A 23,971-nucleotide genomic window follows, 5' to 3' on the forward strand; every position below is an offset into this window, starting at 1 on the left:
TCCAGAGTGGCTTGCTCGTGGCGCCGGGCATCCGTTATGCTTGGGAATATGCATCTCGTTCTCATCAGCGGCCTCTCCGGTTCCGGCAAATCGGTTGCCCTCAAAGTCCTTGAGGATGCCGATTACTATTGTGTCGACAACCTGCCTTCGCAGCTGTTGCAGCAGCTTGTCGGGCAACTGGAACTGCAGGGCTACGACAAGGTCGGGGTGGTGATCGACATTCGCGGTGGCGATAGTGTGGCGATGCTTCCGTTGCAGCTCGATGCCCTGCGTGCCAATGAACTTGATCTGCAGTTTCTGTTTCTCGACGCGCAGGACGCGACGCTGATCAAACGCTATTCGGAAACGCGGCGCCGACATCCGCTGGCGAGCGACCGGCTGACCCTGACCGAAGCCATTGCCGAAGAACGGATTCGTCTCGGGGAACTGGCAGCACTCGGTCACCACATCGATACCAGTGGCGTAAAGGCCAGCGCATTGCGCGAGTGGGTTCGCCAGTTCGTGACCACAGACATCTCGTCGGACCCCTGTCGGGGGCTGACCCTGCTGTTCGAGTCGTTCGGCTTCAAGAACGGCATTCCGCTTGATGCCGACCTGGTTTTTGACGTTCGGTGTCTGCCCAATCCGCACTACGATCCAAACCTGCGCCCGCTGACCGGTAGTGACGCGCCGGTGATTGATTTCCTCGAGGCCGAACCCGAGGTGTTGCGAATGCGCGGTGACATTGCCGGCTTCCTTCGCGCCTGGTTACCCTCGTACGTCCAGGACAGCCGCAATTACCTGACGGTCGGCATCGGCTGCACGGGTGGCCAGCATCGCTCGGTTTATCTTGCTGAATGGCTGGGAAAGGAGTTTCACGGTTGCGCGCGCGTGCTCGTGCGTCATCGCGAGTTACGCTCCCCCGTCCCGGCGGTTGGCGGCACCCCGTGATCGCCTGGGTCGGGCTATTGCGGCCCGGCGATTGGCTGGTCATGAGCCTCGGGCTGGTAGCCTGCGCGGCATCGTTTCCCCTTGCATGGCAGGCTGGCGTTGCCGAAAGGGCGGTCGTCAAGCGAGGCGGAGAGGTCTTTTCCGAGCTCGATTTGTCGCGGAATCGCCGCGTCGAAGTCCCGGGGCCGCTGGGAATCACCACGGTCGTCGTAGATAAGCGCCGCGTGCGCGTTGCTTCTGACCCCGGCCCCCGTCAATACTGCGTACGCCAGGGGTGGCTGGCCAACCCCGGCGAGATTGCCATCTGTGCGCCGAATCAGGTCAGTGTCGAGATAAAGGGAGGCCGGCCGACCTATGATTCGCTTTCCTACTGAACGCTGGCCAGGATTCGCCAAGCCGGTTTATAATCGGGGTCCAATCCGAGGAGCGCTGCAAGGCTGTCGTGCGACAGTTTCAGGCTCGGATTTCTGAAACGGCGCTCATCCAACCACAACCCGTGCCGGGTGTGGGAAGATGGGTGGGGCGCAGGCCTGAATTCTTCAGCCATGGTGCTTCATAGCTACCCTCTCCCGGTCACAGTTCTCAAGGAGCCTTACTGTGTCGGATGCTTTTAGCCAAACCCAAGACTACGTGATTGCGGACCTCGGACTCGCTGACTGGGGCCGCAAGGAAATGCGCATTGCAGAAACTGAAATGCCGGGCCTGATGGCGATTCGCGAGGAGTTTGCCGCCGCCAGGCCACTCAAGGGCGCGCGTATCACCGGCTCTCTGCACATGACGATCCAGACTGCGGTGCTGATCGAAACCCTGACTGCCCTTGGCGCCGATGTTCGCTGGGCCTCATGCAACATCTTTTCGACCCAGGATCACGCGGCTGCAGCCGTTGCCGCTGCTGGCGTCGCGGTCTTTGCCGTCAAGGGCGAGTCGCTGGCCGACTACTGGGACTACACGCACCGCATTTTCGAATGGCCGGATGGGGGTTACAGCAACATGATCCTCGACGATGGTGGCGACGCGACCCTCCTCCTGCACCTCGGTGCCCGGGCCGAAAGCGACCTTTCGGTACTGGCAAGCCCGGCCTCGGAGGAAGAAACCATCCTTTTTGCGGCGATCAGGGCCAGGCTGGCCATTGATCCGACCTGGTACTCGCTGCGTCTGGCGGCTGTCAAGGGGGTGACCGAGGAAACCACCACCGGCGTTCATCGTCTTTACCAGATGCACGCCAAGGGTGAGCTCAGGTTCCCGGCGATCAACGTTAACGATTCAGTGACCAAGTCCAAGTTCGACAACCTTTACGGCTGTCGTGAGTCGCTGGTCGACGGCGTCAAGCGCGCCACTGACGTGATGATCGCCGGCAAGGTTGCCTTGATTGCCGGTTACGGGGACGTTGGCAAGGGCTCGGCGCAGGCCATGCGTGCCCTGTCGGCACAGGTGTGGGTCACCGAAATCGACCCGATCTGTGCCCTGCAGGCAGCCATGGAAGGCTACCGCGTGGTCACCATGGACTACGCTGCCGACAAGGCGGACATTTTCGTCACCTGTACGGGCAACTACCATGTCATCACCCATGAGCATATGCGGAAGATGAAGGATCAGGCGATTGTCTGCAACATCGGGCACTTCGACAATGAGATCGACGTCGCCTCGGTGGAGGTCTACCCGTGGGAGGAGATCAAACCGCAGGTCGATCATGTGATCTTCCCCGACGGCAAGCGGATCATCCTGCTGGCCAAGGGTCGCCTGGTCAACCTCGGTTGCGGCACCGGCCATCCGTCCTACGTCATGAGTTCCTCATTTGCCAATCAGACGATTGCCCAGATCGAACTCTTCACGCGCAATGCCGACTACCCGATCGGCGTCTATACGCTGCCCAAGCACCTCGACGAAAAGGTGGCTCGCCTGCAACTCAAGAAGCTCAATGCGCAACTCTCCGAGCTGACCGAGCAGCAGGCGGCCTACATCGGTGTCGCCAAGGAGGGGCCCTACAAGTCCGACCACTATCGTTACTAGGTCGTTCACCAATCTGCATTCCAAACCGGGGCCGCGATGCGACTCATCCTGATCTGGCTGCTCAACGCCTGCGCGCTGCTTGCCGTCGCTTACCTGATGCCATCGATCAAGGTGGCATCGTTCGGGTCGGCGCTGATCGCAGCGCTGCTGCTCGGGCTGGTGAACACTGCCTTGCGGCCCCTGTTGGTTCTGTTGACGCTGCCGGTGACGCTGCTGACGCTGGGGCTCTTCCTGTTCGTTCTCAACGGCCTGATGTTCTGGCTCGCTGGTTCGATGCTCGAGGGCTTCGTCGTCGGGGGCTTCTGGTCTGGCGTCTTTGGCGCCATCCTTTACAGCATTTTCTCGTCGATCCTGTCTTCGGCCCTGCCCGCCAAGGGCAGGTCGAAATAGCCGGCACGGAAACGGTAATTTCATGACACGGAACCCCCGTACCTTCAGCCTCGAGCTCTTTCCTCCGCAAACGCCCGAGGGGGCAGAAAAACTGCGGGCGGCGCGCGCACGGATGGCGCTGCTGAAACCCAGCTTCTTCTCCGTCACCTTTGGTGCCGGAGGTTCCACGCGTGACCGTACACTCGATACCGTGCTCGAGATCCAGAGCGAAGGTCACGAAGCCGCACCGCACCTGTCGTGTATCGGGTCAACCCGGGAGAGCATTCGCGGCATCCTCGAACAGTATCGTTCGCACGGCATTCGGCACCTGGTTGCGCTGCGCGGCGACCTGCCGTCGGGGATGGCCCGGCCGGGCACCTTTCGCTATGCCAATGAACTCGTCGAATTCATCCGTGCCGAAACGGGTGCCTGGTTCCATATCGAGGTCGCGGCTTACCCGGAGTATCACCCGCAGGCGAAGAGCCCGATGGACGACCTCCTGGCATTCAAGCGCAAGCTTGAAGCCGGTGCCGATTCGGCGATCACGCAGTATTTCTACAATTTTGACGCGTACGCCCACTTCATCGACGAGTGCCAAGCGGTCGGCATCACGGTGCCGATCGTTCCCGGCATCATGCCGATTGCCAGTTTCAGCAGCCTGGCACGTTTTTCCGACAACTGCGGTGCGGAAATACCTCGCTGGATCAGAAAGCGGCTTGAAAGCTACGGCGACGACAGTGCATCGATTCGTGCCTTTGGCCTTGACGTGGTCACTCAACTTTGCGAAAAGCTGCTCGCCAGCGGCGCACCTGGCCTGCACTTCTACACGCTCAATCAGGTGGGACTGACGACGGCGCTCTGGCAGCGCCTCGGAATTGGATGAAGGACTACTACGCGATACTGGGCATCGCCAGCGATGCTGCAAGCGAAGCAGTGCGGACGGCTTATCGCAAGAAGGCCTTGCAGTTCCACCCTGACCGGAACAGCGCCCCTGAGGCAACCGACAGATTTCGCGACATTCAGGAAGCCTACGAGACGCTTTCGGACGCTGGTCGTCGCCACGTTTACGATGAGAACCGGCGCCGCAACCTGCTCGACAAGCCACTGGAAACGGCGCGCGAGATCTGGAAACACTATCTTGAAGGAGTATTGCCATGAGCCTTTCGCCATTCTTTGAAGAGCTCAAGTCGGCCTATGACGCCGAGCTGGATGATCTGATGACTGATTCGGCGGGGCATGATGTGCTGGCCAAACGGCTGCAGGCAAAGCGAGGCCAGGTTTCGCAACTCCTGCCAATGATCGAGTGCAACCCGGAAATGGTTGCTGTTGCCTTCCATGGCGGCATGCGTTTCGGCAGCCGGGAGGTGATGCGCGACCTTACGGCGCAGGATCCGGACGATCTTCCGCATTGGGCGACGCTGCTCTCGTCGGTCTCGCTGGAACCCTGGGCGGAGGAACTGGCCGAGGTGGTGCTCAAGGACCCGAATGGCGACCAGTTTCTCGTGGTGACCGCCTGCCTGGAGTACCTGCGCGGCAGATCGGCGATGTACGCTGAGTCGGCCGACGCCCCGCCGGCCGGCGACCGTGACGATGGCAACGGCGAGGACTTCGGCATCGACACCGAGATCGACCTCGACGTCGACCTCGAAGAGGCGGGTGCCGACTGGCTTTCCGAACAAGGCTTTGATCGGAAAGATCGATTTTCCGGGGACTATTGATGAACCACCCGGTGCTCCTGAAAGCCGAAAAACTGATCCGGGTTGGCGATATCGTTGGTGCCGAGGCGGCGCTGGTCTCGCTGGTCGAAAGCGAAGGGGACGATGCCCTGGTGGTGGCTCTTGACGACTTTCCAGCCAAGGATCTGCTGGCAGTTCTTCGCGACTTCGATTCGTCGCGCGAATCCGTCGTGAACCTGCTGGTGTCGCCCGAGAAATTTGCCCGGGCGATCGTGCTTGAACAGCGTTATGGCGACCGGAGTCACGAGCGCTTGCACGGCATGATCAATTCGGTCGTTTTCCGGGCAGGCGGCGACCCCGGTGAGTTCCTTGAGGCGATTGGCGAGATCGAAGGTGGCAGTGAGACCTTGGCCGATTACTTTTGCGAGCGTGCCGAAGCCATCGAGCATTTTTTCAGGACCGCCACCTTCGATTTTTTTGCCGACGCCGACGAAGGGACCGACGAACTGAGCGACGAGGAACGCCTGGACTTGCTGTCCGACTCGGACGCCAATCGTCCTTTCCTGAATCACAGCGAAGTCAACGATCATGACTGGATGGAACTGGCGTGGACGCTTCGCTATCAACATCCCGAGATCTTTCGCGAGGTGCTGCTGATTCTGCGCGCGCGTGCCAGGGCGGAGGAAGGGCAAGCGGCTGGCGTTGCGCAGCCGAGTTCCGCCGAGCAGCGACCGCCGGCCGGGCAGGAAGAGGAGTCCGCGCTGTAGTCGCGGGCACCGGGCGACTGCAGCCAGAGCAAACCAGCAAGAGCTAACCGAAAAGACGTCTCACGCCCCATGCAGCCTGACCGCCACCAGATTGCCATTTTCGACGACCGGCCTTTCTTTGAACGGGCGTTCGTCTACGGTGTGCGAAACGGGATCATCGATCAGGAGAAAATCAGCAGCATCAGGAACGACGCGCCGAAGGGGATGGTGCAGATCGCCGAGTATTTCGGTACTCAGTATCTGCGACCGAATATCGAGGAAGCACGCCTGCGGCTCGTCAATCTTGTCAGCCTGTTTCTCGAAGACAGCAGTGGCGGTGATATCGACAAAGCGGCGCGGTCGCTGCGTGACAACACTTTTCTTTCGCATTCGCGCGGCGGATCGGAAATGCTCAAGAGTCTTTGGTCGATGCCCGAGGACGGCTCCTACGGCATCCTCGTCAGGCAGTCCCAGAAGGAGTTCCTGGCCGACTGGTCATTAAGGAGCCTGACCGATTACCGCCAGGCCCTTGCCCTGCGTGAGGGCCATCAAGTGGCGATTTCGACCGCTCTCTGGTTTGCCGAGAAGCTCGACATGCCGGCGTCCGGCATCTCGACCGTGTCCGTCGAGTCGATCATCCGCACGGCCATGCTCGTCTATCTGAGCGGGATTACCCCCGTTTCAATCCCCAATAGCGCAGGACTGATCGGCATACTTGATGCGATCAGGCAGAAGGGCCTGCCGGCAAAGGGCAGAAAGCAGCTCAAGGAGACCTTCAGGGCCTTGCCGGCGGCTTCGCTGGCGGTCACCAGACGGGAGCTGAAGAAGGTTGAAACAGAGGATCTACCGAGGATTCTCGACGCTTCCGTGCCGATGAACCGGCTGATTCAGGAACTCGAGCCCTTGTATTTTCTGCGCGACTTCGGTCCGGAAGACGCGAGTCTTTTTGATGCCGCGGTTTCCGAGGATTGGCGAAGGTTGACCGGTGGCAAGACCGACGACAGCTCGCTACTGACGATCTTCGTCTGCCTCGCTGCCGACCTGCCGCCCAGGCCGGCGCTCAGCAAAGCGGCGGCACGCGCCTTGATCCGCAAGGCGCGTCTCGATGGCTTCAAGCGCCTGCCGGTGCTCGGCTTCATCCGCGCCTACGCGCCCTACGAGATGCAGGACGACCTGGAAGCGCTATGGACGGAGTTCTTCCCGGAGGCGCAGGGGATTCTGCTCGCCGCCGCCGACACCACGCTCGGCGAGGCGGTCGACTTCCTGAAGGAAAACTGCATTGTCATCTAGTTCTGTGGCGATCCCAAAGGTGACGTCGGGCATCGGGTTAGCCCACCCGCCGGTATCTCGTTCAAGCCCCGGGCCCCTTCTCTGACAGGCAGTCGAGGTAGCGGCCGTTCACCCGCCGGGCAAACCATTCAGTGGTCAGTTGGCGCGAGATCTTGGGGCTCTTGAGGTTGATCCTGGGCAGCAGTTCGCGCGGCCGGCGCTCTCCGCCGGCCGCATCGGCGAGGGCATGGAGGCGCTGGTAAAGGGGCGTCGTTTCAAAGGCGAATGACTTCTCCTGTTTGAGGTCGCGCAGGATCTCCGTCGTGGACAGGTTCAAGCGCGGTTGCAGCACCAGAATCGCCTGCTGGGTGTCGCTGGCTTCGGCCACTGGCAGACCGTTGCGGTAGCGTAGCAGGTCGCCATCAAGCGATAGCTTCTGGCCGGCAAGGCGGCTGACTGCGTCCTGGAAGGCAGCGTTGCGACTGCTGTAGCGGCCGGCGTTGAAATCGGCGAAGCGGTAAATCATCTGGCTATAGCTGGCCGGGTAGTCGAGCAGGGAGGCGATGCCGAAGTAAAGGCCACCGCGCCGCGTGAACACCTCGTGGCGCACGCTGTCGCGGCGCGGGTAGGGATAAGGCTTGTTGCGCACCTGTTCCTCGGCGAAGTCGATGCTGACCTGCATTGGCCCACCGGTGCGGATCGGGTTGTAGCCGCCGAAGAGGGTCTTGCCGCCGGGAAATTCCGAGATCATCTCATCGTAGAGCGCGTTCATCTGCTTTTCCGTACGCAGCGCGTCGATGCGTACCTGGTAGCTGCGCCCGTCCGGCGAGGCCTTTCGCAAGGCTAGGTCGAGAACAGCCTTTGGAATGCCGTACCTGCCTCGCCGCTGGTCGATTTCCTGCCAGACGATGCGCGACAGTCCAGGTACCACGGGGTCTGCCTGGAAGCTCGATTCCTGCGCAATGACCGCGATCACCGCACAGAGGTTTTCCGGTGACGCCGGAAGCTGGAGGGCGGCGATGGCGGCGGAGATATCAGCTGCCCAGCCGCTGCGGTCGGCAATGCTCGTCGGCAGCAAGCGACTGGCCATCGCCCGCCCGTCGCGCTCGCCGGCGTAGGGCAGCGGCACGGGCGAGGGTCTGGGCGGCGCAGGCGGCGGCATGACGCTTGCCGGGGGTAGCAGAGGCTGCGGCGGTTTGGCTCCCGGCGCCTGCGGCAGTGTCGGTGGCGATGCCGGTGGCAGCGAGGGCGACGGCCGCGATTCGTAGCTGCCATCGGTGGCACAGCCGGCGATGGCAGCGGCAAGCAGGACGAGTTGGCGTGTGGAGGGCATCGGCTTGGATGTTGGAGAGCTTCTCGGGACAAGACAATGACTTGTTGGGCGCCGGCGAGGGCTGCTGGAGCTGGGGTTGGCTGCTTCGGCGAAGGCGACAAGCACGCCACTGGGCGAAGCCGCGGCGCGGAGGAAGCAAGGGCGGCGTGCTCAAATCACACTGTGACCTCCCCTCGAAAGAAGGGCCCACCCCTGACAAACTGGAGGTTATCTTACGATGAGCACATCACCGGAAGCAACGATTGTCCGCAACTACGCACCGCATCTGCAACACCTGATGCTCAAGGGGCTGCAAGCGAATACGCGCGAGGCCAACTAGCGCGCCATCCGGCGGATCGGCAAGCGGTTTGATCATCGCATCGACGCGCCATCCCAAACGAAACGACATAGACCCCAACTACCACCCGATCTGCAAGACCCCGGTGTGCAAGCACGACCCAGCCTGGAACAAATCCCGGAGCCAGCACAGCAGGGGGGCATGACGTCGCTGGCAAGCATGCTCTTCGAGGCTGAGCAGGAAGAATACGCGGTATCGTGACAAGTCGTTTCGGGCAGGGAAGCTCGCCAAAAGAGACCGCACGCGCTGGGCTCTCGGTCTAAAATAGGGAGAGCCAGCGATGCGAAGCCGACGCTGCCGGTCAACGAACTCCCCGAATGACTGGTTTGTTTCGACCGGGACGTTGCGATGGTCTGGGCATCAGCGGGCAGGTCAGGGATTTCGCCAAATTCAGTCCGATAAAGGAGCAAGAACCATGTCAAGCGTTGGTTACCACGAGCCCGAGTCAGAGCTGTCAGATGAAACCAGGGATATGCATCGTGCCATTGTTTCCCTGATGGAGGAGCTGGAGGCCGTCGATTGGTACAACCAGCGGGCGGATGCCTGCAAAGACGCAGAGTTGAAGGCCATACTCAGACACAACCGCGACGAGGAAAAGGAGCATGCGGCGATGGTTCTGGAGTGGATTCGGAGAAAGGATGCAAGCTTCTCCAAGGAGCTGAGAGACTATTTGTTCACGGACAAGCGCATTGCACACGAATAGAAATCTCCTCTCGGAGGCTATGAAAAATTCTGCCGCCTGCGCCAGCGGGAGATCGGCATTACTTGCCCCTGGCCAGGGAAAAGTCGCTGCTTCTGAGGCCTCACGTCAATAATCCTGACGGATTGCCTTGGTGCAAGCCATGTCGATCAATTGAGAACTTGACTGGTTGCGCCACCCCTTGGCCGTCGATGGTGCTGCAGGGCTGTCGCGCGTTCTTGCTTCCTCATCCAGATTCAATAGCGCCTCGAACTGACAGGATCGAATCCGTGCCGCAGTCCTGCGAGTGGTGGCGAACGGAATCCGCGAGTCACGTTCTGCGGCGATGATCAACACGGGGGCCTGTACTACCAGTGGTGGCTCGAGTACACCTTTCGGCCGGAACAGATCACCACTCAGGGTATCGTCGTTCACGCGGAATTCTATCGCTTCGGTCGGCATGCTTATTCCAGTTCAAGTACGTCGCCGTTGCCCAGGAACAAGTCTGTCTGAGAACCATGCCGTCCTGTCCCCCGCAGGACGGGCAATCCGCTGGCAAGCATCTTCTCGACCGCAGTGCGGCCAGTGCAATGGTTGCACGCCATCTGCGCAATGCCATAGTTGCCCAAAGCTTGCACGATCTGGTCCCGCTGCGTGTCCCAATCTTCCAGGGGCGAAAGGTGCAGGCCGCCATAGACTGCATGGATCCGATCGCCACCGGTAAAGGTCCGCCGTGCATAATCCAGCAGATTGAGTACCCCGCCGTGGCCGCAGCCGGTGATCATGCTCAGGCCCTGATTCTGCAACCTCGCATAGAGGACGTTTTCCCCCTCCACCTGCAACAGGGTACTCATCGGGAAACTTACCACGGCCAAGCCGGGGAACAAGACCAGCGGCTCGTCGGCGGCGACGGTGATCAGGGTTCCCGTGTGACCCTGTTGGCGGATGAAGCTCAGGCCCGTCTGATGGAAACCGCCGGGGACGTAAATCGGGATACTTGGGCAGTGCCTGAGGGTCGAGCGGATCCCCCAGAAGTGATCAAAATGCTCGTGGCTGACGATCAGCGCCTCGATCTGGCCCTCCTGCAACAACTGGTCGATGCCCTCCTCGGCGAAGCGGCGATCCATCCACTCGGGGCTCCAGCCGGTGTCGAACAGCAGTCGGCGCAGCCTTCCATCCGTTGTCTCGGCTTCCAGAAGCGCCGAGAAGCCGGCCGCGTTCTCCGCGTGCAATCTACCGAACGGCGGCCAGGGGATGGCGTACTGATCGCTCTGAGCGCCACCGGCCGCCCGGATGTCATCGAACACGGTGGCAGTGTCGAACCAGCCGGTCTCAGAAATACAGAGAATCCGCAGGCACTTCAGGGCGCCAATGTCGAGTGTGGAAGAAACACGGTTCATGGTCAGTCACCAGCGAATGGGGATGAGCGACCGGGGATGAGAAGACCGGCCCGGGCGCAGCGCGTGCCAAGCCCTCCTTGTCACGACCTCGCTACAGCCATCAAGCTACTTCGCTTGCAGCCGATAAACGTACTCCGTCAGCGCCATGATGCGGCTACGTGCTGCCGATTCCTTGTCCTCCGGTGGCGTGTTCTGGAAGTATCGCGAAGATTGCATGTTGAATGCTCGCCCCCAGATCGGCATGTCCCGTGGACCATGGGCCTTCAACTCCCCTCTCCCGTCTATTACCTGATAGACGTGGTCGAACGGGAACACGCCCTTGTTGTTGCGGGCGAGGACCGTCAGATCAGGCACACGGCTTGCCAACTGCTCCACGAAGGGCCCATTTCCCTTTCCCTTGCTGCCATGACAAACCGCACAAGCGGCGTCGTACTCGCCTTTTCCTACATCCACCAGTCTGTCATCAGCAACCGCAGCGGTTGCCGCCGTGCCGAGGATCATGGCTGCAGCACGAAGGACAGTGCGATTCAAGAACTTGATTTTGATACTCATCGTGCCTCCTTGAAACGTGTTGAACAATAGCTGAACCCGGTAGGCGGAGTGGCCGGCCGCGTAAATCAGCGTAGAACAAAGCGATAGTGAGAGCTGGCGGGAAATGATCCATATAATCGCGATCACCGCCTTGCGCTGGCCAGAGATACCCGCGTCTGATCGCTTCAGCGGGTCTTGAGGGCCAGCACGGATTTTTCGATCGCCTGTTCGAGGTAGCTCTGGTAAAAATCCGGCAAGCGCGTGCCGATGATCGGATCGGTCAGTCGTTTGCCATCCGGGCCGTAGAAGGCGACGACGGGCACCAGCTTGATCCTTTCGGCAGCAGCGAAACGGGCATGTGTGCTGCGCCCGCCGCGGAAATCGGTGATCGGCGCATCGCTGTCCTGGTTGATCTGGCGCACTACCACCTTGTTGCGATAGCGCAAGTTGCTGGCCAGCGGCTGCAGATAATCGCGCTTGATTGCCTGGCAGTAGGGGCAGTCCTGCCGGCTGAAGAGCAGGATCAGCGGGCCGCCGGAGTGGCCGGCCGATTCCGCTTCGGCGCGCAGATCGGTTGCCGTCTGCAGCTTGCCACCCGACGCGGATACCGCCAGGGGCAGCGCCAGCAGGCAGCACCGGCCAAGTCGGGCGACGGTCTTCAGGAAGTGGTACATTCTATTGCGCGAAATGGTAGAACTGCTGGTTCAGCCAGGCGGCCACTGCAGCTTCCTCGTCCGGGAACCAGCCGGCGCTGACCCTGGCATTACAGGTGGCGACACGCTGTAGCAGTTCGAGCCGGTCCGAGAGCATGCGTCCGTCACGGGTATACATCTTGCTGCCGTCGCCACCGTACATGCGCACGTGGCAACTGATGCAGGATTTTTCGTGCAGAGGCTTGGCGGCTTGCAAGTCGACCTTGCCCCACGGTTCTTCCGCGCAGACGGCAAGGGGCAGCAGGCAGAACAGGGCCAGGGATCGCAGGCGCATGGCTTCTCCCGAGAATTGAATGATTGACGTGGTGAATCAGGTCAGGCGGCAGTCCATCAGAAGCCCGCCGCCTCGGCTTCCAGGTAGGCCAGGCTGACATACTTGCCGATGTTCGCCTCGAAGCCCTTCGTGTCCCCGGTTCGACCGACAACCCTCGGGTCTTTCAGTACCAGCGCCTTTGCCTCTGCGAGCGGCAAGCCTTCCTTCACGGCCTGTTCACAAGGCTGGTAGATACCTTCGAACAATTCGCGGTTCCATTGGAGGACTTTGGCGCCGGGTTTGCCGTGGCCGGGCAGCCAGATCGTGCTCCCGGCGTTCTTCTGCAGTTCGTCGTAGGTTCTGAAGGTGCCCACAAAAGAGCCGTCATCCATGTTGGCGATGCGCCGGTCCATGGCGACATCACCGACGCAGGTCAGTTTGTCTTCGACGACTTCGACACAGAGGTCGTAGGGCGTGTGCGCCTTGCCGTAATGGTGGATGCGCAGCGTGAGGTCGCCGAAGCTGAGTTCGCTGCCATGCTCCAGCGCCAGGCTGGGTGGCACGACGCGCGTACCCATGGTCGCCTGGTTGGTCCATTGTTCCATCAGTGTGCGCCACAGGTTGCCCTGCACCCCCTGGATTTCCTTGATCGTCCCCGGATGTGCGTAGATCGGCAGATCCTTGTAGGCGGCGGCAAAGGCGTCGTTGCCGAGCCAGTGATCGCCGTGGTAATGGGTATTGATGAGCGCGATCACCGGCTTCCTGAGGGTCTTCTGCAACTGGCGGATGGCCATTTCGCCAATCTGCACCGAGGCCCCCGAGTCAACCACGATCAGACCCTTGGGGCTATTGACGAAGGTGATGTTGCACATCATTCCCTGGTTCTCCGGGGTGGGAAAACCGTCGGGAGAGTAGATCATCCAGACGTGCTTCGAAACCTGCCGCAACGGGTGGTCCTTGACCGACGGGCCGCGCACGAAGTCCTCGACCTCTCGGGCGAGCGCGTTCATGGCCTGCCACGGCGCCACTTCGGCGGCGGTCAGGGCGGCCACGGCTGCCGCAGTGCGCAGGAAGTATCGGCGGTTCATCAGCATCTCCTGAAACAGTTGAATGGGAAGCGTCGTGCCAGGCTCAGCCGGGGTTCACTCGTGCTGGATTTTCTTGCAAGTCCATCGGCGCATGATTGAAAGCTCCGGGCAAGTGCATTAGTATTTAATGATTTATAGATGATGTCTTGTCCAAGGGGAGAATTCAAGTGGCTTGCAAGTATTTTGTTCTGATGGGAACCGCTGCGCTGGCGGCACTGCTGAGCCTGCCGGTACTAGCCGATGCCAAGGCTGATCAGGCGCGCGCTGAAGAAATCGTTTCGGGGCGCTGTTTTCTCTGTCACGGGATGGAGGGTGAATCGGCCAGCCCGGTGTTTCCGCGTCTGGCTGGCCAGCACGCTGAATACCTGGCCCGGCAGCTGGCCGATTTCAAGAGTGGCAAGCGCAAGAGTGACACCATGAAGCCGCAGTCTGAAGAGCTGACGCCGGCTGAAATGAAGGCTCTCGGTGTCTTCTTCGCCAACAAGAAGGCGACGCCCAATACGCCGACGGACACGGAAATCCTGGCGGTTGGGCGCTACATTTTCAGCAAGGGCAACTCGTTCTCCGGCTTGCCCAGTTGCGCGAGTTGCCATGGCGCCAAGGGCCTGGGAACCTCGCTGCTGCCGCGTCTGGCCGGTCAGCATCCGCGCTACATCGAGGATCAGCTCAAGCAATTCAACAAGCGCGAGCGGACCAACGACAATGCGGTGATGCATACCGTCGCTTCCAAGCTCAGCGAACTCGAAACGCATGCTGTCGCCGAGTACATTGCGACGCTCGATTGAGCGCCTGTGCCCATTATTAAGACAGAAGGCCGCAGCCAGCTGCGGCCTTCTGTCTTTCCTGCAGGTGCCTGGAGAAGCTCAGGCCAGCATGTCGGCCCAGATATTCTTCGCCCAACCCAAAGCGACCTTGCCTTCGATTTCGTTGCGCGCCGCCGATACGCCGCCGGCACCCTTGACCGGCTGCACGACCTTGGTCGCCGGGTCGTACTGGTGTACCGAAGTAACGTGGATGGCGTTCTTCGCATCGACGAAGCTGTAGCAGGTGTTCATCAGCACCGGCGTCGGGTTCGGCCTGTCGCCTGACAGCAGGTTGAGGATTGCCGCGGCGGCAAGCTTGCCGTGCTGGTTGGCCATGTGACCCGACTTCGGCATGGTCGGCGCCGGGAAAACGGCGTCGCCCAGGACATGTACCCCCGGCGTGCTGGTGGATTCCATTGATAGCCAGTCGATATCCACCCAGCGGTCGTTGATCAGCTTGATGCCGGATTTCGCTGCGACGTCACCAGCGCGATGCGGTGGAACCACGTTGAGCACGTCGGCCTTGAACTTGTCGAATTCCAGGATGGCCGTCTTCGAAGCAACGTCGACGTCCTTCACCTCGCTGTTCGGGCGATACTCGACGATATCCTTGTAGAGATCGGTCCAGGCCTTGGTGAACAGCCCCTTCTTGGACACCACGTCCTCGTTGGCGTCGAGGATGATCACCTTCGATTTCGGCTTTTTCTGCTTGAAGTAGTTGGCCACCAGGCAGGCGCGCTCGTAGGGTCCGGGCGGGCAGCGATAGGGTGCCTTCGGGATGGTGAGCGCGTAGACGCCGCCGTTCTTCATGTCTTCCAGTTGTTTGCGCAGGGCGACGGTCTGCGGGCCGGCCTTCCAGGCGTGCAGAATCGCCGATTGTGCGGCAGCATTGTCAAGGCTGGGGATCTCGTCCCACATGAACTCGATGCCGGGCGAGAGGACCAGGCGGTCATAGCTCAACTCGCCGCCCTTGGCCAGGCGCAGGCTGCGCTTCGCGGGGTCCACTGCCAGTACTTCGTCCTGGATGAGGCGTACCCCCCAGGTGTTCTTCAGCCCGTCGTAACTGACCGTGATCTCTTCCATGGTCCTGGTGCCACCAACGACCAGATTGGACATCGGGCAGGAGATGAAGGTCGGGTTGCGCTCGACCAGCGTCACCTGGACACCACCTTCGCTCCACATGCGCAAGTACTTTGCCACCGTCGCGCCACCGTAGCCGCCGCCGACCACGACTACATGGCCGCTTGCCTTGCCCGTGCCGGCACAGCCGTAGAGGGAGGCCAGCGCCCCCGCTGCCGCGCTGGCCTTGAGGAAATCCCGTCTTTTCATCAGCATCATGGCGTCATCCCCTTATTTTTGTGCGGCGAAGTAGGTGGCAATCAGATCGAGCTGTTCGTCGGTGTAACCCTTGACGATCTGGTGCATGATCGAAGCGGGTTTGGCACCACTCCTGAAGTCGGCCAGCTTCTGCAGCGCTTTCGCCTTTTCGATGCCGTTCAGGGCATCGATTCCGGCGCCGGGAACGGCCCTGCCGTTGGTGCCGTGGCAGTTGGCGCAGGTGGCAGCGAGGTTACGAGGCAGGTTGGGATCAGCCGCCTGCACGAAGCCGGTTGCGGCAAGCAGGCCCAGTCCTGCAACAGTGGGAAGCAGTTTCATCGAGACATCTCCTCAGAGTGATTTTGGCGCGCGATATAGCCACTCATTATGCCTGAGCCATATCAGCACTGCGAAACACCCCCGTTTTTTTGCCGGAATTGCAGGCTGGCTGAAGGGCCAATAGAACTTGACTATATAAGCAGCTGGTTATACACTAATTTTGATGGAAATCAAAGGGGCGATGGGCCGGTGAGATGGCGCTGATCGAAGGACTGAAGCACTGCTTCGCCTTGTTTGGCGGGACGACTCTCTAGCGTTATAGGCTCCTGTGGTGCGGCGCCTTGCGCCAAATGCGTTGTCCGAGTTGCATAAATCAGGGGGAATCGTCTCGATGGTGGATATCGTGAAACAACCGGGGCGCCTGCGGCGAGCCCCGGAGAACTTCCTTTCGGAAGCGGAGATCAAGGCTGTCGCTGAGGGGCGGCGAGATTTTCTCAGGAGGAGCTTCCTCACCGCCGCCAGTGCGGCGATGACGGCGCCGATGCTCGGGCGTGCCAGCGAAGGCGATGCGAACATCCTGCAGAATCCTGAGTGGACGACAACGCTTGGACAGCCGGTGGCGGTGCGTCCCTACGGGCTACCGTCAAAACACGAGAGCCAGTTGGTTCGCCGTGAGTCGCCCGGTCTCACCCGGGTTGGCGCGGCGTCGGTTTCCTTTGCCCCCCTGCAAGGCATGTTCGGCATCATTACACCGTCGGGCCTGCATTTCGAGCGCCACCATCAGGGTTGGTACGACATTGATCCGGCCAGGCACCGCTTGATGATCAACGGTTCCGAACCGGCCTTTGTCAAGCAGGCCAAGGTCTACACCATGGATGAACTGATGCGTTTGCCGTCGGTATCGCGCATCCACTTCATCGAATGCGGGGCCAACACCGGCCTGGAATGGGGCAACGTGGCCGTGCCCACCGTCCAGTACACGCACGGCATGCTTTCCTGTTCCGAATTTACCGGCGTGCCGCTGAAGCTGCTGCTGGAAGATTGCGGGGTCGATTACCGCAAGGCGCGTTTCGTGCTGGCCGAGGGTGCCGACGGATCGTCGATGACGCGCACCATTCCGATGGAAATGGTCGAGTCCGGCGAGGTGCTGGTCGCCTATGGCCAGAACGGCGAAATGCTGCGTCCGGAAAACGGCTATCCCTTGCGCCTGGTGGTGCCGGGTGTGCAGGGCGTCTCCTGGGTGAAGTGGTTGCGTCGGATCGAGGTCGGCGACAAGCCGTATGCCACCAAGGACGAGGCCGTGCATTACATCGACCTGCTGCCGAACGGTCAGCATCGCCAGTATACCTCGGTGCAGGAGTGCAAATCGGTGATCACCACGCCGTCCGGTGGCCAAGCCCTGCTCGACAAGGGCTTCTACAATGTTTCCGGACTGGCGTGGTCGGGACGTGGCCGGATCAAGCAGGTCGACGTCTCCTTCGACGGCGGCATCAACTGGCAGGCGGCGCGCATCGAAGGACCGGTGCAGAACAAGGCGCTGACCCGCTTCAATATCGGCTGGGTCTGGGACGGCAAGCCGGCGATCCTGCAGTCGCGCGCCATCGACGAGACCGCCTATGTGCAGCCGACTTACGGCCAGTTGCGCCTGGTGCGCGGTACCAAGTCCATCTATCACAACAACGCCATCCAGTCCTGGAAAGTCGACGAAAGCGGAGAGGTCAGCAATGTCCAGGTTCTCTAGAACGATTCTCGCTCTGGCGCTGGCCGGTGCGACAAGTGCCGGCTTCGCCTTCGACCACTACAAAGGCATCGGTCGCCAGGCGACGCCGGCCGAAGTGAAAGCCTGGGACATTGATGTCCGTCCCGACTTCAAAGGCTTGCCGAAAGGATCCGGTACGGTTGATCGCGGCCAGGAAGTGTTCGAGGAGAAATGCGCCTCGTGCCATGGCACCTTCGGCGAGTCGAACGAGGTCTTCACGCCGCTGATCGGCGGCACTACCAAGGACGATATCAAGACCGGCAACGTCAAGGGTCTGTCGTCGGGGGATCTGCCGCAGCGGACTACATTTACCAAAGTGGCGACGATTTCGACCATCTTCGACTACATCCAGCGTGCCATGCCGTGGACCGCGCCAAAATCGATGAAGCCGGATGATACCTACGCCGTGCTCGCCTACATGCTCAACCTGGCCGAGATCGTGCCGGCAGACTTCACGCTGTCCGACAAGAACATTGCCGAGGTCCAGAAATTGATGCCGAATCGCAATGGCATGACCACCGACCACGGCATGTGGCCGGGCGCGTCGGCTGCCAAGGGCGGCATGGGCAACGGTGGCAAGCCGGACGTGAAGAACACGGCGTGCATGAAGAACTGTAAGACCGAGGTCAGGATTGGTTCCGTCCTGCCGGATTACGCACGTGATGCACACGGTAACCTCTTTGACCAGAACCGCAGCTTCGGCCCGGTGCGCGGAATCAAGACCGGCGGTGCAGCGGCAGTGGCGACAACGGCAAGCGCTGACTCGGGCCCGCTTGACCTGGCAACCAGAAGCGGCTGCATGGCTTGCCACGGGGTCAACAACAAGATTGTCGGTCCCGGCTACAACGAGGTGCAGGCGCGCTACAAGGATCAGCCCGACGCTGCTGCCCGTCTGGCACTTAAAGTGAAGAACGGCGGGCAGGGTGTCTGGGGTTCGGTGCCAATGCCGCCAAACGGTGAAATGAAGGATGCTGACATCAATGCCCTGGTGGCGTGGATCCTGTCTGGCGCCAAGTAACGGATTTTTGAGAGGAGAAGTGATGAACAAGCAACGTCGCAATGTACTGAAGACCTGTTCGGGTGCTGCACTGCTGAGCCTGCTTGCTGCTGCGGGCATTATCGCCCCGGGGATGGCGCTGGCTGAGTGGAACAAGGCTGCTTTTGACGCCAAGAGCATGGCTGATACACTGAAAGCCCTTGGCGCTGGTACGCCGGCAGACAGCAAGGATGTCCAGGTGACCGGCCCGGACATCGCCGAGAACGGCGCCGTGGTGCCGGTAGGCGTCAGTTCGACGCTGCCCAACGTGACCATGGTCGCCATCCTGATCGAGAAGAACCCGAACGCGCTGGCCGCCACTTTCACGCTGCCGGAAGGCACCGAAGCCAATGTGCAGACGCGCGTCAAGATGGGCCAGACTTCCAACGTCTATGCGCTGGTCAAGTCGGATGGCAAGTTCTTCATGGCCACCAAGGAGATCAAGGTGACCCTCGGCGGCTGTGGCGGCTAACCCGTCACGACCTGCAGCGAATTCAAGGAGATAGTCATGGCAACAAACCCGATGAAAATTCGCGCCACCAACAAGGATGGCGTCACCGAAGTGAAGGTCCTGGTCAGCCACGAGATGGAAACGGGTCAGCGCAAGGACGCCAGCGGCGCCACCGTGCCGGCCTGGTTCATTACCGAGCTGACCGCCAAGCATAACGACAGGCTGGTTCTGGCCGGCGAACTGGGGACCGCGGTGTCGAAGAATCCCTATCTGGCATTCCGCTTCAAGGGCGGTGCCAAGGGCGACAAGATCACCGTTTCCTGGAAGGACAACAAGGGCGAGAGCCGCACCGACGAGGCAGCGATTGCCTGAGGCATCAAGGAAAGCATGAAGCGCGGCGGCAAGCCGGCACAGACCGTCGCCGCCGCACTTACCGGAGGAGTTGACATGATTCAAGCCTTGATGCGCACCTTGCTCGGTGTGGTCGTCGCTGGCGCCTGCATCGGCAGCGTCGCGGCGCAGGACAGCAAGGTTGCCGACGAACTCGCCAAGTACCGCGAGGCACTGGCCGACGGCAATCCGGCCGACCTTCTGGAAGTGAAGGGAGAAGCTCTGTGGGCCGAGAAGCGTGGCCCGCGGAATGCCTCGCTCGAACAATGTGACCTTGGCCTGGGCCCAGGCAAGCTGGAAGGCGCTTACGCCCAGTTGCCGAGATATTTCGCCGATACCAGGAAGGTAATGGATGTCGAATCCCGCCTGGTGTATTGCATGGTTACCCTGCAGGGCTTCAAGCAGGAAGAGGTGACCCGGCAATGGTTCTCGAAGCCGGGGAAGGAATCCGACATCGAGGCGCTGGTGACCTTTATCGGGGCGAAATCGAATGGCAAGCCCATCAATGTGCCGGCGGCGCACCCGGAAGAGCAGAGAATGGCGAAGATCGGCGAGTACATCTTCTATCGCCGTTCCGGCCCGCAGGATTTTTCCTGTGCCATCTGTCATGGCCAGGACGGCAAGCGCATCCGCCTGCAGGAGCTGGGCAATCTGACGACCAGGGAGGGTGCGGGTACGGCGATGAAAACCTGGCCCTCCTATCGTGTTTCGCAAGGGGCGGTGTGGACCATGCAGCGCCGGCTGATCGACTGCATGCGCCAGGCGCGCTGGCCTGAACCGAACTATCTGGCCGATTCGATCATCGCCCTGGAAACATTCCTGCAAAAGACCGCCACCGGCACTGTCATGGAAACGCCGGGCATCAAGCGCTGAGAGGGGATTACCATGAAACCGAGATATGCCCTTTTCGGCACCTTGGCTGCCGTCATTGCGGTACCCAGCCTGGCCCAGACCAGGCCGGTCGAGCCACCGGGTGGGAAGTATGCTAAGGACGCCGAACAGGTCTTTCGCAGTTCCTTTCGCGTCGACAACCCGAAGTACTGGATGAGCCGCCTCGACCAGGACGACACCATGCGCCTCTGTGCGCAATACCGCGACAACCCGCCGCGCAAGATTGGTACGCAGCTGGAAAAAGCCAACCGAGCAACGATTCGTTACCCGGTGGAAGGCAAGCTGATCGGTGACTGGAAGGAAGGCGAGAAGCTGGCAGCGGTGGGTACCGGCGGTCACATTGGCTTCATCCAGCCCGATCCGCCTGGTCGTCTGCGCGGTGGCAACTGTTACGCCTGCCACCAGCTGGCGCAGAAGGAAGTGGCCTACGGCACGATCGGTCCGAGCCTGCAGCACTACGGCAAGACGCGTGGCAATTCGGAGGAGATCGTGAAGTATACCTACGACAAGATCTACAACTCGAATGCCTTTACCGCGTGCACCAATATGCCGCGCTTCGGGCTGCACAGCTGGTTGACGCCGGAGCAGATCACCCACATCGTGGCCTTCCTGCTCGACCCGGAATCTCCGGTCAACAAGGACTGAAGTGCGTTGAATACCCCGGCCGGGAGCCGGTCGAGGCCGTTATCAAGGACAAACAATGAGCATGAATCGTCGTGAGTTTCTCCAGGTGCTGGCGGTGGCATCGGCTGGCGGCATGGCACTGCACAGCGAACTGGCTCTGGCCGAACAGGCTGCCGCCAAAATGTATGAGCTGCCCCGCTACGGCAACGTCAGCCTGCTTCACATCACTGACTGCCATGCCCAGTTGCTGCCGATCTACTTCCGCGAGCCGAACGTCAACCTCGGTTTCGGCGACCAGTTCGGCAAGGTGCCGCATCTGGTCGGCGAGGCGTTCCTCAGGCATTTCGCTATCAAGCCGAATACCCTCGACGCTCACGTCTTCACTTACCTCAATTTTGACCAGGCGGCACAGACCTACGGCAAGGTCGGCGGCTTCGCACACCTCGCGACCCTGGTCAAGCGCATCAAGTCCAGCCGCCCTGGCGCACTGCTGCTCGACGGCGGCGATACCTGGCAGGGATCGGGCACCGCGCTGTGGACCAACGCGCAGGACATGGTCGACGCCTGCAAGGCCCTGGGCGTTGACATCATGACCCTGCACTGGGAAGCAACCTATGGCGAAGCGCGGGTCAAGGAAATCGAGGAAAAGGACTTTGCCGGCAAGATCGACATCGTCGCCCAGAACATCAAGACCACCGATTTCGGTGACCCGGTGTTCAAGGCCTACGTGATCAGGAACATCAACGGCGTACCGGTGGCGATCATCGGCCAGGCCTTTCCGTACACGCCGATTGCCAACCCGCGCTGGCAGGTACCCAACTGGAGCTATGGCATCCAGGAAGAGAACATGCAGAAGACGGTCGAGGAAGCCCGCGCAGCCGGTGCGCAGGTGGTTGTCGTTCTTTCCCACAACGGCATGGACGTCGATCTCAAGATGGCCAGTCGCGTGCGCGGCATCGATGCCATCATGGGCGGCCACACGCACGATGGCGTGCCGGCGCCGGTGGTGGTGAAGAACGCCGGCGGCCAGACGCTCGTCACCAATGCCGGTTCCAACGGCAAGTTCCTCGGCGTGCTCGATTTCGACGTCCGCAACGGCAAGGTTGCTGATTTTCGCTACAAGCTGCTGCCGGTCTTCGCCCGGCTCCTGCCCGCCGACAAGGAAATGCAGGCGCTGGTCGACAAGGCGCGCGCCCCTCACCTGGCCAAGCTCAACGAGAAACTCGCGGTTACCGAAGGCCTGCTCTTTCGCCGCGGGAATTTCAATGGCACCTTTGATCAGCTCATTCTTGACGCCCTGATCAAGGTCAAGGATGCCGAAATCGCTTTCTCGCCTGGATTCCGCTGGGGCACCTCGCTGTTGCCGGGCCAGCCGATCCTGATGGAGCACCTGCTCGACCAGACCGCGATCACCTACCCATGGACAACCGTCACCAACATGAGCGGCGAAATGATCAAGACTGTACTTGAGGACGTCTGTGACAATCTGTTCAACGCTGACCCCTACTATCAGCAGGGCGGCGACATGGTGCGCGTCGGCGGTCTGCAATACACCTGTGACCCGACCGCCAGGATGGGCAGCCGCATCCAGGACATGATGCTGAGAGGAAAACCCATCGATCCGAAGAAGACCTACAAGGTCGCAGGCTGGGCGCCGGTGTCCGAAGAAGCGAAGAATGCCGGCGAGCCGGTGTGGGATGTGGTGGCGAGCTACCTGCGTGACCTCAAGACGGTCCAGCCGGTCAGACTCAACCTGCCGACACTGAAGGGGATTGGCAAGAATCCGGGAATGTCCGCATGAAGCCGGTCACACGCAAGCGATTGCTGGCGGCTGTCGTGCTTGCCTGTTCGCTGAGCCTTTCATTGCCAGCATTCGCGGCCGACTGGGCATCCGGCAGCACCGATTGGCACAAACTGCCTGAAATCAAGCGCACCAGAATGGCGCTCTACCTGACGCCACAGCAGGCTTATGAGATAAAGAAGAAGGATCCGAAGGGTGTCGCCTTCTTTGACATTCGCACCCGGGCCGAGGCTGTCTATGTCGGGATGCCGACCGACGTCGATGCCTTGGTCCCCTATGTAGAACATCAGGAAATGATGACCGACTGGGACGAAAAGCGCCACATGTATAAGCTCGAACCAAACCAGGACTTCATTCCGGAGCTGGAGCGCCGTCTCAAGGAGAAGGGGCTGACCAGGCACTCGCCGATCATCCTGATCTGCCGTTCCGGCGACCGCAGCTCAAAGGCCGCCGATCGCCTGCAGGACGCTGGCTACACGAAGGTGTATTCGGTGGCCGAGGGCGTCGAAGGAGACACCGCCAAGGGCGGCCCGACTGATGGGCAACGTGTGGTCAACGGCTGGAAAAACGCCCAATTGCCCTGGACCTACAAGCTGGACAAGGCAAAGATGTACTTTCCTCTTTGACGGAGCCCGCAATGAACCTGCTGAGTATTGGACCTGCCATGAAACTCCCGCTTACCCTGATCCTGTTGACCGCTACCCTGCACGCCGGTGCACAGGACGTCGGTGCCCTGACCACCGAAACGAAGAAGGCGGTGCTGCCGGTCGTTCCCAAAGTCGTGAACGCGATGCAGGAAGCAGTCGCTGAAAAAGGCGTCGCTGGCGCGATTCCCGTCTGCAAGGACCAAGCGCCCAGGCTGATCAAGGAGGTCCGCGACAGCACCGGCTGGTCGATTCGTCGCGTCAGCCTGAAGCCCCGCAATCCCGAACGGGGTACGCCGGACATCTGGGAGGTCCGCACTCTAGTCGATTTCAACCTGCGTGCGGCAGCCGGGGAAAAGCCGGAAGTTCTGGAAAAGAGCGAAATCGTCAGCGAGAACGGCAAGCAGGTTTTCCGTTACATGAAGGCGCTGCCGGTTGCCGATGTCTGCCTCAAGTGCCATGGTCCGGCCGAGAGTCTGGATGCCGGCCTGAAGGCGAAGCTGGTCGAAAGCTACCCGCACGACCAGGCCACCGGCTATGCCAAGGGTCAGATTCGCGGCGCGCTGACCGTCATCCGGCCACTGTAGTTTCCCTGCTGGAGCGCGTTGGGAGCAACAGCGGGCTGCAGCCTGCAGCCTCCAC

General features: G+C 60.9%; 29 protein-coding genes and 1 riboswitch. Of the genes, 20 read left to right on the forward strand and 9 right to left on the reverse strand.

What is annotated here, in order from left to right:
- Positions 1-48: 48 nt before the first annotated feature.
- From rapZ to V5B44_RS22615, 9 genes are all read left to right on the forward strand, one after another.
- Complete coding sequence (gene rapZ / locus V5B44_RS22575) at positions 49-930, forward strand: RNase adapter RapZ (protein ID WP_332361291.1); 882 nt, start codon at positions 49-51, stop codon at positions 928-930.
- Positions 930-1,304 carry a NusG domain II-containing protein gene (locus V5B44_RS22580; RefSeq protein WP_332361329.1) on the forward strand — a complete coding sequence of 125 codons (375 nt, stop codon included), beginning with the start codon at positions 930-932 and terminating at the stop codon, positions 1,302-1,304. Before rapZ ends, V5B44_RS22580 begins: the two co-directional genes overlap by 1 nt.
- A 41-nt stretch (positions 1,305-1,345) precedes the next feature.
- Positions 1,346-1,418: riboswitch (S-adenosyl-L-homocysteine riboswitch) on the forward strand.
- Positions 1,419-1,527: 109 nt separating this feature from the next.
- Positions 1,528-2,940 carry an adenosylhomocysteinase gene (gene ahcY / locus V5B44_RS22585; RefSeq protein ID WP_332361292.1) on the forward strand — a complete coding sequence of 471 codons (1,413 nt, stop codon included), beginning with the start codon at positions 1,528-1,530 and terminating at the stop codon, positions 2,938-2,940.
- 36 nt (positions 2,941-2,976) lie between these two features.
- The gene (locus V5B44_RS22590; protein WP_332361293.1) at positions 2,977-3,330 is read left to right on the forward strand and encodes a phage holin family protein; all 354 of its coding nucleotides are present in this window, start codon (positions 2,977-2,979) and stop codon (positions 3,328-3,330) included.
- 22 nt (positions 3,331-3,352) lie between these two features.
- Entirely contained in the window at positions 3,353-4,192 is an 840-nt protein-coding gene (gene metF, locus V5B44_RS22595; protein ID WP_332361294.1) for a methylenetetrahydrofolate reductase [NAD(P)H], read from the forward strand.
- Complete coding sequence (locus V5B44_RS22600) at positions 4,189-4,467, forward strand: DnaJ domain-containing protein (RefSeq protein WP_332361295.1); 279 nt, start codon at positions 4,189-4,191, stop codon at positions 4,465-4,467. Before metF ends, V5B44_RS22600 begins: the two co-directional genes overlap by 4 nt.
- Entirely contained in the window at positions 4,464-5,027 is a 564-nt protein-coding gene (locus V5B44_RS22605) for a hypothetical protein (protein WP_332361296.1), read from the forward strand. Before V5B44_RS22600 ends, V5B44_RS22605 begins: the two co-directional genes overlap by 4 nt.
- Positions 5,027-5,752, forward strand: a complete 726-nt coding sequence (locus V5B44_RS22610) for a hypothetical protein (protein WP_332361297.1) — start codon at positions 5,027-5,029, stop codon at positions 5,750-5,752. The genes V5B44_RS22605 and V5B44_RS22610 overlap by 1 nt, the downstream gene beginning before the upstream one ends.
- A gap of 69 nt (positions 5,753-5,821) precedes the next feature.
- Entirely contained in the window at positions 5,822-7,021 is a 1,200-nt protein-coding gene (locus tag V5B44_RS22615) for a hypothetical protein (protein ID WP_332361298.1), read from the forward strand.
- Positions 7,022-7,082: 61 nt separating this feature from the next.
- Here the strand turns inward: V5B44_RS22615 and V5B44_RS22620 are convergent, their stop codons facing one another.
- Entirely contained in the window at positions 7,083-8,333 is a 1,251-nt protein-coding gene (locus tag V5B44_RS22620; RefSeq protein ID WP_332361299.1) for a DUF1615 domain-containing protein, read from the reverse strand.
- Positions 8,334-9,085: 752 nt separating this feature from the next.
- Between V5B44_RS22620 and V5B44_RS22625 the strand changes: the two genes are divergently transcribed.
- The gene (locus V5B44_RS22625) at positions 9,086-9,373 is read left to right on the forward strand and encodes an encapsulin-associated ferritin-like protein (protein ID WP_332361300.1); all 288 of its coding nucleotides are present in this window, start codon (positions 9,086-9,088) and stop codon (positions 9,371-9,373) included.
- A gap of 105 nt (positions 9,374-9,478) precedes the next feature.
- Here V5B44_RS22625 and V5B44_RS22630 read toward each other — a convergent pair whose 3' ends face one another.
- From V5B44_RS22630 to V5B44_RS22655, 6 genes are all read right to left on the reverse strand, one after another.
- Complete coding sequence (locus V5B44_RS22630) at positions 9,479-9,811, reverse strand: hypothetical protein (protein WP_332361301.1); 333 nt, start codon at positions 9,809-9,811, stop codon at positions 9,479-9,481.
- Between the two features lie 2 nt (positions 9,812-9,813).
- Positions 9,814-10,749, reverse strand: coding sequence for an MBL fold metallo-hydrolase (locus V5B44_RS22635; RefSeq protein WP_332361302.1), 936 nt, complete (start codon positions 10,747-10,749; stop codon positions 9,814-9,816).
- Between the two features lie 105 nt (positions 10,750-10,854).
- Positions 10,855-11,301, reverse strand: a complete 447-nt coding sequence (locus tag V5B44_RS22640; RefSeq protein WP_332361303.1) for a c-type cytochrome — start codon at positions 11,299-11,301, stop codon at positions 10,855-10,857.
- A 164-nt stretch (positions 11,302-11,465) separates the two neighbouring features.
- Entirely contained in the window at positions 11,466-11,954 is a 489-nt protein-coding gene (locus V5B44_RS22645; RefSeq protein ID WP_332361304.1) for a SoxW family protein, read from the reverse strand.
- 1 nt (position 11,955) lies between these two features.
- The gene (locus V5B44_RS22650; protein ID WP_332361305.1) at positions 11,956-12,267 is read right to left on the reverse strand and encodes a cytochrome c; all 312 of its coding nucleotides are present in this window, start codon (positions 12,265-12,267) and stop codon (positions 11,956-11,958) included.
- A 56-nt stretch (positions 12,268-12,323) separates the two neighbouring features.
- The gene (locus V5B44_RS22655) at positions 12,324-13,334 is read right to left on the reverse strand and encodes an MBL fold metallo-hydrolase (protein ID WP_332361306.1); all 1,011 of its coding nucleotides are present in this window, start codon (positions 13,332-13,334) and stop codon (positions 12,324-12,326) included.
- 167 nt (positions 13,335-13,501) lie between these two features.
- Between V5B44_RS22655 and V5B44_RS22660 the strand changes: the two genes are divergently transcribed.
- Positions 13,502-14,119: a c-type cytochrome gene (locus V5B44_RS22660; RefSeq protein WP_332361307.1), complete on the forward strand. Its 618-nt coding sequence runs from the start codon at positions 13,502-13,504 to the stop codon at positions 14,117-14,119.
- Positions 14,120-14,197: 78 nt separating this feature from the next.
- On the opposite strand, the gene V5B44_RS22665 is transcribed toward V5B44_RS22660, so the two are convergent.
- Both V5B44_RS22665 and V5B44_RS22670 read right to left on the reverse strand, forming a co-directional pair.
- On the reverse strand, positions 14,198-15,472 hold the full coding sequence (locus V5B44_RS22665; RefSeq protein WP_332361330.1) for an NAD(P)/FAD-dependent oxidoreductase: 1,275 nt from the start codon (positions 15,470-15,472) through the stop codon (positions 14,198-14,200).
- Positions 15,473-15,487: 15 nt separating this feature from the next.
- Positions 15,488-15,793, reverse strand: coding sequence for a c-type cytochrome (locus V5B44_RS22670; protein WP_332361308.1), 306 nt, complete (start codon positions 15,791-15,793; stop codon positions 15,488-15,490).
- Between the two features lie 331 nt (positions 15,794-16,124).
- Here V5B44_RS22670 and soxC point away from each other — a divergent pair, with 331 nt between their 5' ends.
- The 9 genes from soxC (at position 16,125) to V5B44_RS22715 (ending at position 23,916) form a co-directional block, all read left to right on the forward strand.
- Positions 16,125-17,474, forward strand: coding sequence for a sulfite dehydrogenase (soxC, locus tag V5B44_RS22675; RefSeq protein WP_332361309.1), 1,350 nt, complete (start codon positions 16,125-16,127; stop codon positions 17,472-17,474).
- The gene (locus V5B44_RS22680) at positions 17,458-18,510 is read left to right on the forward strand and encodes a c-type cytochrome (protein WP_332361310.1); all 1,053 of its coding nucleotides are present in this window, start codon (positions 17,458-17,460) and stop codon (positions 18,508-18,510) included. The genes soxC and V5B44_RS22680 overlap by 17 nt, the downstream gene beginning before the upstream one ends.
- A 22-nt stretch (positions 18,511-18,532) precedes the next feature.
- Positions 18,533-19,000 (forward strand): thiosulfate oxidation carrier protein SoxY, encoded by a 468-nt coding sequence (soxY, locus tag V5B44_RS22685; protein ID WP_332361311.1) that lies wholly within the window; start codon positions 18,533-18,535, stop codon positions 18,998-19,000.
- A gap of 36 nt (positions 19,001-19,036) precedes the next feature.
- Complete coding sequence (soxZ, locus tag V5B44_RS22690) at positions 19,037-19,351, forward strand: thiosulfate oxidation carrier complex protein SoxZ (RefSeq protein WP_287696785.1); 315 nt, start codon at positions 19,037-19,039, stop codon at positions 19,349-19,351.
- Positions 19,352-19,441: 90 nt separating this feature from the next.
- On the forward strand, positions 19,442-20,242 hold the full coding sequence (gene soxA, locus V5B44_RS22695) for a sulfur oxidation c-type cytochrome SoxA (protein WP_434735517.1): 801 nt from the start codon (positions 19,442-19,444) through the stop codon (positions 20,240-20,242).
- A gap of 12 nt (positions 20,243-20,254) precedes the next feature.
- A complete protein-coding gene (soxX, locus tag V5B44_RS22700) occupies positions 20,255-20,905 on the forward strand; it encodes a sulfur oxidation c-type cytochrome SoxX (protein WP_332361313.1) in 651 nt (216 codons plus the stop codon).
- Positions 20,906-20,960: 55 nt separating this feature from the next.
- On the forward strand, positions 20,961-22,685 hold the full coding sequence (gene soxB / locus V5B44_RS22705; RefSeq protein WP_332361314.1) for a thiosulfohydrolase SoxB: 1,725 nt from the start codon (positions 20,961-20,963) through the stop codon (positions 22,683-22,685).
- A complete protein-coding gene (locus V5B44_RS22710) occupies positions 22,682-23,311 on the forward strand; it encodes a rhodanese-like domain-containing protein (RefSeq protein ID WP_332361315.1) in 630 nt (209 codons plus the stop codon). The genes soxB and V5B44_RS22710 overlap by 4 nt, the downstream gene beginning before the upstream one ends.
- A gap of 38 nt (positions 23,312-23,349) precedes the next feature.
- Complete coding sequence (locus tag V5B44_RS22715; RefSeq protein ID WP_332361316.1) at positions 23,350-23,916, forward strand: Tll0287-like domain-containing protein; 567 nt, start codon at positions 23,350-23,352, stop codon at positions 23,914-23,916.
- Positions 23,917-23,971 lie beyond the last annotated feature (55 nt).

The sequence above is a fragment of the Candidatus Accumulibacter necessarius genome (assembly GCF_036625085.1).

Excerpts from the sequence above, each read along its gene's own strand:
- rapZ (WP_332361291.1), top strand. The coding sequence starts at position 49 with ATGCATCTCGTTCTCATCAGCGGCCTCTCCGGTTCCGGCAAATCGGTT.
- V5B44_RS22590 (WP_332361293.1), top strand. The coding sequence starts at position 2,977 with ATGCGACTCATCCTGATCTGGCTGCTCAACGCCTGCGCGCTGCTTGCC.
- metF (WP_332361294.1), top strand. The coding sequence starts at position 3,353 with ATGACACGGAACCCCCGTACCTTCAGCCTCGAGCTCTTTCCTCCGCAA.
- V5B44_RS22600 (WP_332361295.1), top strand. The coding sequence starts at position 4,189 with ATGAAGGACTACTACGCGATACTGGGCATCGCCAGCGATGCTGCAAGC.
- V5B44_RS22605 (WP_332361296.1), top strand. The coding sequence starts at position 4,464 with ATGAGCCTTTCGCCATTCTTTGAAGAGCTCAAGTCGGCCTATGACGCC.
- V5B44_RS22610 (WP_332361297.1), top strand. The coding sequence starts at position 5,027 with ATGAACCACCCGGTGCTCCTGAAAGCCGAAAAACTGATCCGGGTTGGC.
- V5B44_RS22615 (WP_332361298.1), top strand. The coding sequence starts at position 5,822 with ATGCAGCCTGACCGCCACCAGATTGCCATTTTCGACGACCGGCCTTTC.
- V5B44_RS22620 (WP_332361299.1), bottom strand. The coding sequence starts at position 8,333 with ATGCCCTCCACACGCCAACTCGTCCTGCTTGCCGCTGCCATCGCCGGC.
- V5B44_RS22625 (WP_332361300.1), top strand. The coding sequence starts at position 9,086 with ATGTCAAGCGTTGGTTACCACGAGCCCGAGTCAGAGCTGTCAGATGAA.
- V5B44_RS22630 (WP_332361301.1), bottom strand. The coding sequence starts at position 9,811 with ATGCCGACCGAAGCGATAGAATTCCGCGTGAACGACGATACCCTGAGT.
- V5B44_RS22635 (WP_332361302.1), bottom strand. The coding sequence starts at position 10,749 with ATGAACCGTGTTTCTTCCACACTCGACATTGGCGCCCTGAAGTGCCTG.
- V5B44_RS22640 (WP_332361303.1), bottom strand. The coding sequence starts at position 11,301 with ATGAGTATCAAAATCAAGTTCTTGAATCGCACTGTCCTTCGTGCTGCA.
- V5B44_RS22645 (WP_332361304.1), bottom strand. The coding sequence starts at position 11,954 with ATGTACCACTTCCTGAAGACCGTCGCCCGACTTGGCCGGTGCTGCCTG.
- V5B44_RS22650 (WP_332361305.1), bottom strand. The coding sequence starts at position 12,267 with ATGCGCCTGCGATCCCTGGCCCTGTTCTGCCTGCTGCCCCTTGCCGTC.
- V5B44_RS22655 (WP_332361306.1), bottom strand. The coding sequence starts at position 13,334 with ATGAACCGCCGATACTTCCTGCGCACTGCGGCAGCCGTGGCCGCCCTG.
- V5B44_RS22665 (WP_332361330.1), bottom strand. The coding sequence starts at position 15,472 with ATGCTGATGAAAAGACGGGATTTCCTCAAGGCCAGCGCGGCAGCGGGG.
- V5B44_RS22670 (WP_332361308.1), bottom strand. The coding sequence starts at position 15,793 with ATGAAACTGCTTCCCACTGTTGCAGGACTGGGCCTGCTTGCCGCAACC.
- soxC (WP_332361309.1), top strand. The coding sequence starts at position 16,125 with ATGGTGGATATCGTGAAACAACCGGGGCGCCTGCGGCGAGCCCCGGAG.
- V5B44_RS22680 (WP_332361310.1), top strand. The coding sequence starts at position 17,458 with ATGTCCAGGTTCTCTAGAACGATTCTCGCTCTGGCGCTGGCCGGTGCG.
- soxY (WP_332361311.1), top strand. The coding sequence starts at position 18,533 with ATGAACAAGCAACGTCGCAATGTACTGAAGACCTGTTCGGGTGCTGCA.
- soxZ (WP_287696785.1), top strand. The coding sequence starts at position 19,037 with ATGGCAACAAACCCGATGAAAATTCGCGCCACCAACAAGGATGGCGTC.
- soxA (WP_434735517.1), top strand. The coding sequence starts at position 19,442 with ATGCGCACCTTGCTCGGTGTGGTCGTCGCTGGCGCCTGCATCGGCAGC.
- soxX (WP_332361313.1), top strand. The coding sequence starts at position 20,255 with ATGAAACCGAGATATGCCCTTTTCGGCACCTTGGCTGCCGTCATTGCG.
- soxB (WP_332361314.1), top strand. The coding sequence starts at position 20,961 with ATGAGCATGAATCGTCGTGAGTTTCTCCAGGTGCTGGCGGTGGCATCG.
- V5B44_RS22710 (WP_332361315.1), top strand. The coding sequence starts at position 22,682 with ATGAAGCCGGTCACACGCAAGCGATTGCTGGCGGCTGTCGTGCTTGCC.
- V5B44_RS22715 (WP_332361316.1), top strand. The coding sequence starts at position 23,350 with ATGAAACTCCCGCTTACCCTGATCCTGTTGACCGCTACCCTGCACGCC.